This window comes from Enterobacter sp. BIDMC 26 (assembly GCF_000534435.1).
Lineage (GTDB): Bacteria > Pseudomonadota > Gammaproteobacteria > Enterobacterales > Enterobacteriaceae > Enterobacter > Enterobacter ludwigii.
The window spans coordinates 3748698-3762668 of record NZ_KI973182.1 but is presented as its reverse complement, the minus strand read 5'-3'; the positions used below and the strand labels follow the sequence as shown (position 1 = coordinate 3762668).

The following is a 13971-nucleotide window of genomic DNA, read 5'->3' as shown; positions in this document are numbered from 1 at the left end:
GATGAAAGCGTTTCGCTGGTGTGTGTTAGCAGCGTTGATGCTGGCGGCGATCCCTCTTCGCGCCGCCTGCACCTGGCCTGCCTGGGAGCAGTTTAAAAAGGATTACATCAGTGAGAGCGGGCGTGTCATTGATCCCAGCGACACGCGCAAAATCACCACGTCGGAAGGGCAAAGCTATGCGTTGTTCATTGCCCTGGCCGCGAACGATCGCAAAGCCTTTGATCAATTGCTGACGTGGACGCGCGACAACCTGGCCGGGGGCAATCTGAACGATAATTTGCCCGCCTGGCTATGGGGTCAGAAAGACCACGACAACTGGGCGATAATCGATACCAACTCCGCCTCGGATGCCGATGTCTGGATTGCCTGGTCACTGCTTGAGGCGGGCCGGCTGTGGAAACATCCGGACTATACCCGCACGGGTAAGGCGCTCCTTAAACGCATTACCCATGAGGAAGTGGTGAAAGTACCGGGACTCGGCTCCATGCTGCTGCCCGGGAAGGTCGGTTTTGCCGAGGAGAAAGCCTGGCGCTTTAACCCCAGCTATCTTCCTCCGCAGATAGCGAGCTATTTCACGCGCTTTGGTGCCCCGTGGACGACCCTTCGTGAAACCAACCTGCGCTTGTTGCTGGAAACGGCGCCAAAGGGGTTTTCGCCGGACTGGGTGCAGTATCAGAAAAACAGAGGCTGGCATTTGCAGCAGGATAAATCGCTGGTGGGCGGCTACGACGCCATCCGCGTCTACCTCTGGGTCGGAATGATGAGTGACAAAGACGCCCAGAAAGCCCGGTTGCTTACACGCTTCCGGCCGATGGCGACAATGACCACGAAACACGGTGTACCGCCGGAAAAAGTGGATGTGGCGAGCGGGAAGCCTGCGGGCAAGGGGCCGGTCGGCTTTTCCGCTGCGATGCTGCCTTTTTTACAGCAGCGTGATGCGCAGGCGGTACAGCGCCAGCGCGTTGCAGATAATTTTCCCGATAATAATGCCTATTACAGCTACGTACTGACTCTCTTCGGGCAAGGATGGGATCAGCATCGTTTTCGCTTCACCGCTCAAGGTGAATTAATACCGGACTGGGGCCAGGAATGCGCAACTTCACAGTAAATCTACTCAGTTTATCGCTTAGCCTGGCACTGATGCCGCTGGCTCAGGCCGCTAACTCCCCGCAGCAGCAACAGCTGCTGCAACAGGTGCGGCTGGGTGAATCGACGCAGCGTGAGGATTTGGTTCGTCAGTCGCTCTACCGCCTTGAGCTGATTGACCCGAACAACCCCGACGTCATTGCGGCGCGCTTTCGTTACCTGCTTCGTCAGGGTGATAACGCCGGTGCGCAAAAAGAGCTGGATCGTCTGAAAGGGATCGCGCCGGGCTCCAGTGCGTATCAGTCCTCGCGCAATACGATGCTGCTTTCTACGCCTGAAGGCCGTCAGCAGTTACAGCAGGCCCGGTTACTGGCTACAACGGGTCATACTCAGGAGGCCATTGCGGCCTATGACAAGCTTTTTGACGGTAATCCGCCGGGCGGTGACGTGGCGACGGAATACTGGAATGTTGTGGCGAAAGATCCTGCCCGCCGTAGCGTCGCCATTAATCAGCTGAAGAAAATTAACGCCAGCAGCCCGGGCAATACGCAGCTGCAGGGCACGCTGGCCCAGCTCCTGTTCCAGACCGGACGCCGCGATGAAGGCTTTGCGGTGTTGCAGGAGATGGCCAAATCCAGCAATGGCCGCAGCCAGGCATCTGATATGTGGTATGAGCAGATCAAAAATCAGCCTGTCAGCAACGCCAGCGTCAGCGCGCTGCAAAAATACCTGAGCGTCTTCAGCGACGGCGACAGCGTAGCGGCGGCACGTACCCAACTTGATACGCAGCAAAAACAGCTCGCCGATCCAACGTTCCGTGCAAAAGCACAAGGGCTGGCGGCGGTGGATGCCGGGCAGGGCGATAAGGCGGTGGCGGATCTGCAAAAAGCGGTCAGCGCAAATCATGCCGACAGCGAAGCCGTGGGCGCGCTTGGACAGGCGTACTCTCAGAAAGGCGATCGCGCCCGTGCGGTGGCGCAGTTTGAAAAGGCGATCGCCCTCGATCCGCAGAGCGATAACCGTGGCAAATGGGACAGTTTGCTGAAAGTTAACCGCTACTGGCTGCTGATCCAGCAGGGTGATACCGCCCTGAAAGCGAACAATACGGCGCAGGCGGAACGTTATTACCAGCAGGCGCGTACCCTCGACAATACCGACAGTTATGCGGTGCTGGGGCTGGGAGATGCCGCGGCGGCGCGTAAAGACACGGCTGCGGCGGAACGTTATTACCGTCAGGCGCTGCGTATGGACAGCGGTAACAGCAATGCCGTTCGTGGCCTTGCCAATGTTTATCGTGCGCAGTCCCCGGAAAAGGCCGCGCAGTTTATCCAGTCGCTCTCTGCCAGCCAGCGCCGAAGCATTGATGACATTGAACGTAGCCTGACCAACGAGCAGCTGTCAGCCCAGGCGGAACAGCTGGAAAACCAGGGCCAATACGCTCAGGCGGCGGAAATTCAGCGTCGTCGTCTGGCACTCTCTCCGGGCGACGTCTGGATAACCTACCGTCTGTCGCGCGATCTCTATAGCGCGGGCCAGCGCAGCCAGGCGGATAACCTGATGCGCCAGCTTGCCAGCCAGAAACCGTCCGATCCGGAACAGGTGTATGCCAGTGGGCTGTATCTCTCCGGAAACGATCAGGACCGGGCCGCGCTCACGCATCTGGAGACGCTTCCGCGCAGCCAGTGGAACGCCAATATTAAGGAGCTTGCCGACCGCCTGCAGAGTAACCAGACGCTGGAAACGGCAAACCGACTGCGCGATAGCGGCAAAGAGCAGGAGGCGGAAAACCTCCTTCGCCAGCAGCCGTCCTCTACCCGTATCGACTTAACCCTTGCGGACTGGGCGCAGCAGCGTGGCGATCTGGAGGCCGCGAAAACGGCTTACAACACCGTGCTGGAGCGTGAACCGCAGAACGAAGATGCGATCCTCGGTCTGACCGAAGTGTATAGCGCCCAGGGCAACAAAGAGGCAGCCCGTGCCGCGCTGGCAAAACTGCCTGCCGCGCAAAACGGAGAGCCGCTGTCGCTCAATATGCAGCGCCGGATCGCGATGGCGCAGGCAGGCCTTGGGGATTTCGCCGCCGCAGAGCAGACGTTCAGCAAGATTATTCCTCAGGCGAAATCACAGCCTGCATCTATGGAAAACGCGCTGGTATTACGTGATGCCGCCCGTTTCCAGACGCAAAATGGTCAGCCTCAGCAGGCACTGGAAACGTATAAAGATGCGATGGTGTCGTCAGGCGTCACGACGACACGTCCGGCTGACAATGACAGCTTTACCCGCCTGACGCGTAACGACGAAAAAGACGACTGGCTGAAACGCGGCGTGCGTAGCGACGCCGGTGATTTGTACCGTCAGCAGGATGTTAACGTCACGCTGCAGCATGATTACTGGGGCTCCAGCGGCACCGGCGGCTATTCCGATCTTAAAGCGCATACCACCATGTTACAGGCGGATGCACCACTGGCGGATGGCCGTATGTTCCTGCGTAGCGATTTGGTCAATATGGATGCCGGGTCCTTTTCCACCGATAACGGTACCTACGATCCGAAATGGGGCACCTGTTACGAAACGCCGTGTAGTGGCAACACGCATCAGTCAGCAAATGGCGCGAGTATTGCCGTGGGCTGGCAGAACAAAACCTGGGCGTGGGATATTGGTACCACGCCGATGGGCTTTGACGTTGTCGACGTAGTCGGTGGTGTAAGCTACAGCAGTGACCTGGGGCCAATCGGTTATACCGTTAACGCCCATCGTCGCCCGATCTCCAGCTCTCTGCTCGCCTTTGCCGGGCAAAAAGATACCAACACCGGCACCACCTGGGGCGGCGTGCGCGCAACCGGCGGTGGCGCGAGCATCAGTTATGACAAAGGTGAGGCGCACGGCGTCTGGTCGAGCCTGAATGCGGAAACGCTGACGGGTAAAAATGTGGAAGATAACTGGCGCGTCCGCTGGATGACCGGTTACTACTACAAGCTCATCAATAAAAACAATGAGCGTCTGACCGTCGGCGTGAGCAACATGCTCTGGCACTACGATAAAGATCTGAGCGGTTATACCCTGGGTCAGGGCGGTTATTACAGCCCGCAGGAGTATGTCTCCTTCGCGTTGCCTGTCACCTGGCGTAAACGTACCGAGAACTGGTCCTGGGAGCTGGGCGGATCGGTGTCATGGTCTCATTCTAAAACTAACGACGTGATGCGCTATCCCATTCAGGGACTGATTCCGACCGATGAGCCCGGTCGCTACACCGACAGAGGCGAAATGGAAACCGGCAGCAGCTCCTCAGGCACGGGTTATACCGCACGGGCCATTATCGAGCGCCGGGTCACGTCCAACTGGTTTGTGGGCCTCGGTGTGGATATTCAGGAAGCAAAAGATTATACCCCAAGCCACGCACTGCTTTATGTACGCTACTCTGCTGCAGGCTGGCAGGGCGATATGGACTTACCGCCGCAGCCGCTGATCCCTTACGCGGACTGGTAATCGGATTTAACTTAATCCATTTGTAAGTCTCTCTTAAAAGTACAGCAATCGGGTATACTCAGGCGCACCAGGTTTACACCCTGGTGCGCCCTGCGCTTCGAGTTTTGTGGAGAGTCATTTTGCGTGTCAGCCGTTCCTTAACTATCAAACAGATGGCGATGGTTTCTGCCGTCACAATGCTGTTTGTACTCCTTTTTTGCGTAATTTTGCTGTTTCATTCCGTACAGCAGAATCGCTATAACACGGCTTCGCAATTAGAAAGTATTGCCCGCTCGGTGCGTGGCCCGCTCTCTGCCTCTATTTTGAAAGGGGATATTCCCGAAGCGGAAACCATTTTAAAACGCATTCAGCCTGCCGGTGTCGTGAGCCGCGCAGACGTGGTGTTACCCAATCAGTTTCAGGCGCTGCGGATGAGTTTTATCCCCGAGCGACCGGTCCCCATGATGGTGATGCGGCTGTTTGAACTGCCGGTGCAGATTTCGCTGCCGGTCTATTCGCTTGAGCGTCCCGCGAATCCACAGCCGTTGGCCTACCTTGTTCTGCAGGCAGACTCGTACCGCATGTACAAGTTCGTCATGAGCTGGGTTGTCACGTTAGTGACCACTTGCTTACTTATGACACTTATTCTGAGTGTGGCGCTGACCTGGTGTATTAACCGTCTGATTGTGCATCCGCTACGTCGGATTGCCCGGGAGTTGAACACGCTTTCACCGCAGGACCAGGTGGGGCATCAGCTTCCGCTGCCGCGTCTTCATCATGATGACGAGATTGGCATGCTGGTACGTAGCTATAACCTCAACCAGCAGCGGATGCAGCGCCAGCAGGATGAGCTGAACAGCAGCGCCACGCGCTTCCCGGTGTCGGAGCTGCCCAATAAAGCCTTCCTGATGGCGATGCTGGAACAGACTGTTGCCCGCCAGCAAACCACCGCGCTGATGGTGATCGCCTGTGAAACCCTGCAGGACACCGCCGGCGTGCTCAAAGAGAACCAGCGTGAAATGCTGCTCCTGACGCTGGTGGAGAAAGTGAAGTCCGTGCTGGCCCCACGCATGGTGCTGACCCAGGTCAGCGGGTATGACCTGGTGGTGATTGCCAACGGCGTGAAAGAGCCGTGGCATGCGATCACGTTAGGTCAGCAAGTACTCACTGTCATTAATGAGCGGCTGCCGATTCAGGGCATCCAGCTTCGTCCAAGCGCCAGCATCGGTATTGCGATGTACTACGGAGACTTAACGGCGGAACAGCTTTACCGTCGTGCTTTCTCGGCGGCGTTTACCGCCCGGCGCAAAGGGAAAAATCAGATCCAGTTCTTCGACCCGGAACAGATGGAAAGGGCGCAGCAGCGCCTGACGGAAGAGAGCGACATTTTGACCGCGCTGGATAACCGTCAGTTTGCCCTCTGGCTCCAGCCGCAGGTGAATTTGCTGACGGGCAAGGTGATCAGCGCGGAAGCGCTGCTGCGCGTGCAGCAGCCGGATGGTTCATGGGAATTGCCGGAAGGGCTCATTGAGCGCATCGAATCCTGTGGCCTGATGGTCACCGTCGGTTACTGGGTGCTGGAGGAGTCGTGCCGACAGCTTGCTGCCTGGCAGGAACGAGGCGTGACGCTCCCGCTGTCGGTCAACTTGTCCGCCCTGCAGCTGATGCATCCGACCATGGTGTCTGAGATGCTGGAGCTGATCCATCGTTACCGGATCAAGCCTGATACGCTGACGCTGGAAGTCACGGAAAGCCGGCGTATTGACGATCCTAATGAGGCGGTCGCGATTCTGAAACCGCTGCGTAATGCCGGTATACGCATCGCGCTGGACGATTTCGGTATGGGTTATGCCGGGCTGCGTCAGCTCCAGCATATGAAAACCCTGCCGGTGGATGTGCTGAAAATCGACAAAGCCTTTGTTGAAGGGTTGCCGGAAGACAGCAGCATGGTCCAGGCCATTATCCAGCTGGCCCGCAGCCTGAAACTGCAGCTGATTGCCGAAGGGATTGAGACAGACGCGCAGCGCACCTGGCTGGCTGAAGCGGGCGTGGAGGGTGGACAGGGCTTCCTGTTTGCACCGGCTGTTCCGTCGGATGTCTTTGAACAACGCTACCTTTCCGGTGGGGACAATAGCGCAAACGTGTAATTTTGTTGCTGGCTTGTGCGAGCCAGCTCAAAGTTCTTAACATTTGTGTTTCAAATTTGAACTGGGTTTATTTCTGTCCTGTTATACGGGTGTTATTTTAAAGCCGCAGGTTAACCATAACCTTACAAAGCCTGTGGTTTTTCTTCCCAAGGACACCCTATGAAAACCTCACTCTTCAAAAGTCTCTATTTTCAGGTCCTGACAGCCATCGCAATCGGTATTTTGCTTGGTCACTATTACCCTGAACTTGGCGCACAAATGAAACCGCTTGGCGACGCATTCGTTAAGCTCATCAAAATGGTCATCGCCCCGGTGATCTTCTGTACCGTCGTGACGGGCATCGCTGGCATGGAAAGCATGAAGGCGGTAGGCCGTACCGGTGCAGTGGCGCTTCTCTATTTCGAAGTGGTCAGTACCCTTGCGCTGATTATTGGTCTTATCATCGTGAACGTGGTGCAGCCCGGCGCGGGGATGAACGTTGACCCGTCGACGCTGGATGCCAAAGCGGTCGCGGTGTATGCCGATCAGGCGAAAGACCAGGGGGTAGTGGCCTTCCTGCTGGACGTTATCCCAGGCAGCGTCATTGGTGCATTTGCCAGCGGCAACATTCTGCAGGTGCTGCTGTTTGCCGTCATGTTTGGCTTTGCCCTGCACCGTCTGGGCAACAAAGGCCAGCTGATCTTTAACGTCATTGAAAGCTTCTCGCAGGTCATCTTCGGCATCATCAATATGATCATGCGCCTGGCGCCTATTGGGGCCTTCGGTGCGATGGCATTCACCATCGGTAAGTACGGCGTGGGTACCCTGGTGCAGCTGGGCCAGCTCATCATCTGCTTCTATATCACCTGTATTCTGTTCGTGGTGGTGGTGCTGGGCTCAATCGCCCGCGCGGCAGGGTTCAGCATTTTCAAATTTATCCGTTATATCCGCGAAGAGCTGCTGATTGTTCTGGGGACCTCTTCATCAGAATCGGCCCTGCCGCGCATGCTCGATAAGATGGAAAAGCTGGGCTGCCGTAAATCGGTGGTGGGGCTGGTCATCCCGACGGGCTACTCCTTCAACCTTGATGGCACCTCGATATACCTGACAATGGCGGCCGTGTTTATCGCTCAGGCGACCAACAGCCATATGGACATTTTCCATCAGGTTACCCTGCTGGTGGTGCTCCTGCTCTCGTCTAAAGGGGCCGCAGGTGTTACTGGCAGTGGCTTTATCGTGCTGGCGGCCACCATTTCCGCGGTCGGACACCTGCCGGTGGCGGGTCTGGCGCTGATTCTCGGTATTGACCGCTTTATGTCTGAAGCCCGTGCCTTAACCAACCTCGTAGGTAACGGTGTGGCAACGGTAGTCGTGGCAAAATGGGTGAAAGAGCTGGATCACAAAAAGCTCGACGATACGTTAAATAATCGCCAGTCAGACAGCAAAACTCCTGGTTTATCCTCTTAATATTGTCACAAATGCCCGCATTCCCTTGTCGGGATGCGGGCTCCTGCGCATAATAACTGTTCGTACCTGTCATAATTCGACAAGATTTTTTTTGGGTATATTTCACTTCTGACCGTGACGTTTTGTAGAACACGCGGTCTAATCGACGTGTTTTCATCGTCATCTTTTAGAGTGAAACGCGTCGCGAGACACTCTCTTTAACCAGGAATGTTGATCAGGGGTTCACATGCAGGGCACAAAAATTCGACTCTTAACCGGCGGTTTGCTGATGATGGCAGCAGCCAGTTATGTGCAGGCAGATGCGCTCCAGCCAGACCCGGCCTGGCAACAAGGGACACTAGCGAACGGTTTTCAGTGGCAGGTTTTAGCCACCCCACAACGTCCGAGTGACCGTGTTGAAATCCGTCTGTCTGTTAATACCGGCTCCCTCACGGAAAGCACTCAGCAAACCGGTTTTAGCCATTTTATTCCCCGACTGGCGCTCACGCAGAGCGGCAGTTTACAAGCAGTTCAGGTGCGTTCGCTCTGGCAACAGGCCATTGATCCGAAACGCCCGCTTCCTCCGGCTGTGGTCTCGTATGACTACACCATGTTCAACCTGAGCCTGCCAAATAACCGTAACGACCTGCTCAAAGAAGCCCTTACGTATCTCGCCGATGCGTCGGGCAATCTGGCGATTACGCCGGAAACTGTTAACTATGCGCTGAGCAACAGTGACATGGTTGCCACCTGGCCTGTGGACACCAAAGAGGGCTGGTGGCGTTACCGCCTGAAGGGTTCAACGCTGCTTGGGCATGACCCGGCCGAGCCGCTGAAACAGCCGGTGGACGCTGAGCAGGTAAAATCGTTCTACCAGAAATGGTACACCCCGGACGCGATGACGCTTATCGTGGTGGGGAATGTGGACAGCCGTGCGGTGGTGGAGCAGATCAACAAAGCGTTTGGCGAACTGAAAGGCAAACGCGAAACACCGGCCCCTGTCCCAACGCTCTCTCCGCTGCGCGCAGAGCCTGTCAGCATTATGACGGATACCGTTCGTCAGGACCGCCTCTCCGTCATGTGGGATAACGCCTGGCAGCCAATCCGTGAGTCAGCGGCGCTGCTGCGCTACTGGCGTGCCGATCTGGCACGTGAAGCGCTGTTCTGGCACGTTCAGCAGACGCTCAGCAAGAATAACGTGAAGAATATCGGTCTCGGCTTTGACTGCCGCGTGCTGTTCCAGCGTGCACAGTGTGCCATTAACGTTGAATCGCCGGGTGATAAGCTGAATGCGAATCTGGGCGTGGTGGCAAAAGAGCTGGCAAAAGTGCGCAAAGAGGGTCTGTCGGAAGAAGAGTTCAATGCACTGGTCGCGCAGAAAAAACTTGAGCTGCAGAAGCTGTTTGCAACGTATGCCCGCGCCGATACCGACATTCTGATCAGCCAGCGTATTCGTTCACTGCAGAATCAGGTGGTGGATATCGCGCCGGAGCAGTACCAGAAGCTTCGTCAGGACTTCCTGGAGGGGTTGACCGTCGATATGTTGAATCAGGACTTACGTCAGCAGCTGTCGCAGGAAATGGCGTTGATTCTTCTGCAGCCGAAAGGCGAGCCGGAATATGACATGAAGGAACTTCAGTCGACCTGGAATACCATTATGGCCTCCGCGCCGCAGCCATCGCAGGCTGCTACGGCAGATGATTTGCACCAGGACGCAACGGATATCCCGCAGGGGCAGTAATGCCCCTCATCCAGAACCCTCTCCCTGTCGGAGAGGGTTTTGTTTTTACTGTGGCATTGCCTCACGCGGAATAATTGCCCCGCGATACTGGATCACGGTGCTCGCCGTCAGGTGTCCACGCTGGGCCGCCGCTTCAGGCGTCCCGCCCGTCAGACGCACCGCCAGATAGCCCGCACTGAATGAATCACCCGCCGCCGTCGTATCAATCACTTTCTCTTTCGGCAACGTCACCGCAGGGACGTCGATGACGGCTTCACCTGCGATGGCGACCAGACACGAATCAGCCCCGCGCTTAATCACCACTTCACTTACGCCGGCGGCCTGCGTACGCGCAATCACCTCATCAACGGGTTTCTCACCCCACAGCGCATCTTCATCATCGAGCGTCAGGAAGGCGATATCGGTGCATTGCAGTATCTGCTGATAAACCTGCTGCGTCTCTTCACGGCTGGCCCACAGGCGCGGACGGTAGTTATTATCGAAAATAACCTTGCCGCCATTGGCGCGGCATTCACGCAGTAACGACAGCAGCTTTTCACGGCTGGCTGAGCTTAAAATAGCCAGGCTAATCCCGCTCAGATAAAGATAATCAAAGGTGGCTAACGCTTCGCAGATGGCAGCCGCATCGTCGCTCTCCAGCCAGAATTTGGCCGCGGCTTCGTTACGCCAGTAGTAGAAGGTCCGCTCGCCGGTATCGTCGGTTTCAATGTAGTAAAGCCCCGGCAGGCGGTTTTCCATACGCTGTATCAGCGAGGTGTCCACCTGCTCACTCTGCCAGGCTTCCAGCATTTGCTGGCTGAAACTGTCCGTCCCCAGGGCGGTGACGTAGTTCACGGTAAGGGCCTCAGGGGCAACCTGACGGGCAATATAAACGGAGGTGTTTAACGTATCGCCACCAAAACCGCGGCTGACTTCCGCGCCTTTTTGTGACAGCTCAATCATGCATTCGCCAATCACGGCAATTTTCTTGGTCATAGTCGTGAACCTGAACAGAGTAATTTTCGGTAGTGTGCGCTGAGTGAATTATGCGGTCAACTATATTAAAACGACGTTCCATTATTTTATTTGAGCCAGCGCGTGTTCCTGTTAATTTCTGCCCGCTTAATTTCATTTTCCCGGTGAATTGAACATAAAGTTCTCAATTGCCGGGCCGATAACCCTTTGACGAGTCCAGAAAGGCCATCCAACAACAGGACATCTGAAATGAAGTCAGAGCAGGTTATCCAGCGGCTGAGCACTACGCCTGAGGCAAGTATTGAGAACTTGCAGGAGCATCGCTACTGGCTGCAATGTGAGCGTGCGTACACCTATCAGCCGATCTACCGAACGGACGGTCGACTGATGGCTATTGAAATTTTGACCGTCGTGACGCACCCGTCAAACCCCTCACAGCGTATCGCACCGGACCGCTATTTTGCCGAAGTTGCCGTGCGCCAGCGCCTGGATGTGCTGGAAGAACAGCTCCGTATGCTGGCAACCAAACAGGCCTTTTTCGAACAGCACGCCATCCTCGCCTCGGTCAACGTCGATGGACCCACCCTGCTGGCGCTGCGCCAGAACGCGAAATTACAGGAGCTGATCGCCTCCTTACCGTGGATGCGCTTTGAGCTGGTGGAGCATGTTCGTCTGCCACAGGACTCATCATTTGCCTCGATGTGCGAATTCGGCCCGCTGTGGCTGGATGACTTTGGCACCGGGATGGCGAACTTCTCTGCCCTCAGCGAAGTGCGTTACGACTACATTAAAGTGGCCCGCGACCTGTTCATTATGCTGCGCCAGACCCCGGAAGGGCGGAACCTGTTTACGCTCTTATTACAGCTGATGAACCGCTACTGCCAGGGCGTGATAGTGGAAGGCGTGGAAACGCTGGATGAGTGGCGTGATGTGCAAAATTCTCCCGCGGCGGCGGCACAAGGCTATTTCCTCTCTCGTCCGGTCCCAATGGATACCCTCGATTCCGTGATAACGATCCTCTGATCTGCCCGCTTCCCTTTGTCTGAACTATAGTTTTACAGGTAAGGTCATCAGGAAAGGGGATAACAATGACAAAAACAACCAGGGTAATCTCCTGGACAGCAGGGATTTTATTGTTGTTGATCGTGGTCGCCGTCGTCATTATCGCGACGTTTGACTGGAACCGCCTTAAGCCGACCATCAACCAGAAAGTCTCCACCGAACTCAATCGCCCCTTCGCCATACGCGGCGATCTCGGGGTGGTGTGGGAACGCCAGAAAGAGGAGACCGGCTGGCGAAGCTGGATCCCCTGGCCGCATGTCCACGCCGACGACATCATTCTCGGCAACCCGCCGGATATTCCTGACGTGACAATGGTGCATTTGCCCCGCGTAGAAGCCACGCTGGCCCCGTTAGCGCTACTGACCAAAACGGTTTACCTACCGTGGATCAAGCTTCAGCAGCCCGATGCGCGTCTGATCCGCCTTTCCGAAAAGAATAACAACTGGACGTTTGATCTCGCCAGCAGCGACGAAAAAGATCCCAATGCGCAACCCTCATCATGGTCATTCCGTCTCGACAATATTCTCTTCGATCGCGGGCGGATCGCCATCGACGACAAGGTCAGCAAAGCTGATATCGAGATCCTGGTCGATCCGTTGGGCAAACCGCTGCCGTTTAGCGAAGTGACCGGTGCAAAAGCGAAGGGCGATAATGCCAAAGCCGGGGATTATGTTTTCGGCCTGAAGGCCGAAGGGCGCTACAAAGGGCAGCCCCTGACCGGCACCGGAAAAATTGGCGGCATGCTGGCGCTTCGAAGCGACTCGACGCCATTTCCTGTGCAGGCGGATTTCCGCTCCGGGAACACGCGGGTGGCCTTCACCGGGACCGTCAACGATCCTATGAACATGGGGGGCGTTGATCTGCGGCTGAAGTTTGCCGGTGATTCGCTGGGTGAACTGTATGAACTCACTGGCGTCCTGCTGCCAGATACGCCACCGTTTGAGACGGACGGGCATCTGGTGGCAAAAATCGACACGGAAAAATCGTCGGTATTTGATTATCGCGATTTCAATGGCCGTATTGGCGACAGCGATATCCATGGCTCGTTGACCTACACCACCGGAAAACCGCGTCCGAAACTGGAAGGCGATGTGGAGTCTCGCCAGCTGCGGCTGGCCGATTTGGGGCCGCTGATCGGGATTGATTCCGGTAAAGGCACGAAATCAAAAGAGGTGAAGAAAGATCGCCAGCCGGCGGGGAAAGTCCTGCCTTACGATCGCTTTGAGACCGATAAGTGGGACGTAATGGATGCGGATGTTCGCTTTAAAGGGGGCAAAATCGAACATGGCAGTACGCTGCCGATCAGTAATCTTTCGACCCATATCCTGCTTAAAAATGCCGATTTACGCCTGCAGCCACTGAAGTTTGGCATGGCGGGTGGGACCCTCTCATCGAACATTCACCTCGAAGGCGATAAAAAGCCGATGCAGGGGCGTGCCGATATCAAGGCCCGCCGGCTCAAACTGAAAGAGCTGATGCCGAACGTGGAATTGATGCAGAAAACCCTGGGTGAAATGAACGGCGATGCCGATATCCGCGGCGTGGGGAATTCTGTGGCTGCACTGCTCGGGAGCAGTAACGGTAACCTGAAGCTTCTGATGAACGACGGGCTGGTGAGCCGCAACCTGATGGAGATCCTGGGGCTGAACGTCGGGAACTACGTCATCGGGCAAATATTCGGTGATGATGAGGTGCGGGTGAACTGTGCGGCGGCCAACCTGGATCTGGTCAACGGCGTGGCGCGCCCGCAAATTTTTGCCTTCGATACGGAGAACGCGGTCATCAACGTGACCGGCACCGCCAGTATGGCCTCCGAGCAGCTTGATTTAACCATCGATCCGGAAAGTAAGGGGATTCGTATCATCACCCTGCGTTCGCCGCTCTACGTGCGTGGGACCTTTAAAAATCCGCAGGCGGGTGTGAAACCCGGTCCGCTGATTGCGCGCGGCGCGGTGGCGGCAGCACTCGCGACGCTGGTTACGCCAGCGGCGGCGCTGTTGGCGTTAATTTCGCCGTCAGAAGGGGATGCGAATCAGTGCCGGAACATTTTGTCGCAGATGAAAAAATAACGTGCGGCTTTCGGGACCTTTA

The 13971-nt window shown here is 56.2% G+C and carries 8 protein-coding genes; 7 read left to right on the top strand and 1 reads right to left on the bottom strand.

Going from position 1 to position 13971, the window contains the following annotated elements; genetic code table 11:
- Nucleotide 1: 1 nt before the first annotated feature.
- The 5 genes from bcsZ to L462_RS05735 all read left to right on the top strand — a co-directional run bounded on the left by bcsZ (nt 2) and on the right by L462_RS05735 (nt 9864).
- Nucleotides 2-1108: a cellulose synthase complex periplasmic endoglucanase BcsZ gene (gene bcsZ, locus L462_RS05715; protein ID WP_032679200.1), complete on the top strand. Its 1107-nt coding sequence runs from the start codon at nt 2-4 to the stop codon at nt 1106-1108.
- Nucleotides 1090-4572, top strand: a complete 3483-nt coding sequence (gene bcsC, locus L462_RS05720) for a cellulose synthase complex outer membrane protein BcsC (protein WP_032679199.1) — start codon at nt 1090-1092, stop codon at nt 4570-4572. The genes bcsZ and bcsC overlap by 19 nt, the downstream gene beginning before the upstream one ends.
- 119 nt (nt 4573-4691) lie before the next feature.
- Nucleotides 4692-6698 (top strand): biofilm formation regulator HmsP, encoded by a 2007-nt coding sequence (gene hmsP, locus L462_RS05725; RefSeq protein WP_032679198.1) that lies wholly within the window; start codon nt 4692-4694, stop codon nt 6696-6698.
- 159 nt (nt 6699-6857) lie between these two features.
- Nucleotides 6858-8144 carry a dicarboxylate/amino acid:cation symporter gene (locus L462_RS05730; RefSeq protein WP_014172087.1) on the top strand — a complete coding sequence of 429 codons (1287 nt, stop codon included), beginning with the start codon at nt 6858-6860 and terminating at the stop codon, nt 8142-8144.
- Nucleotides 8145-8370: 226 nt separating this feature from the next.
- Nucleotides 8371-9864, top strand: coding sequence for a M16 family metallopeptidase (locus tag L462_RS05735; protein ID WP_014172086.1), 1494 nt, complete (start codon nt 8371-8373; stop codon nt 9862-9864).
- 45 nt (nt 9865-9909) lie between these two features.
- On the opposite strand, the gene L462_RS05740 is transcribed toward L462_RS05735, so the two are convergent.
- Nucleotides 9910-10839 carry a 2-dehydro-3-deoxygluconokinase gene (locus L462_RS05740; RefSeq protein WP_032679197.1) on the bottom strand — a complete coding sequence of 310 codons (930 nt, stop codon included), beginning with the start codon at nt 10837-10839 and terminating at the stop codon, nt 9910-9912.
- A gap of 228 nt (nt 10840-11067) precedes the next feature.
- Here L462_RS05740 and pdeH point away from each other — a divergent pair, with 228 nt between their 5' ends.
- Both pdeH and L462_RS05750 read left to right on the top strand, forming a co-directional pair.
- Nucleotides 11068-11841 carry a cyclic-guanylate-specific phosphodiesterase gene (pdeH, locus tag L462_RS05745; protein ID WP_032679195.1) on the top strand — a complete coding sequence of 258 codons (774 nt, stop codon included), beginning with the start codon at nt 11068-11070 and terminating at the stop codon, nt 11839-11841.
- Nucleotides 11842-11906: 65 nt separating this feature from the next.
- Entirely contained in the window at nt 11907-13949 is a 2043-nt protein-coding gene (locus L462_RS05750) for an AsmA family protein (RefSeq protein WP_032679194.1), read from the top strand.
- Nucleotides 13950-13971 lie beyond the last annotated feature (22 nt).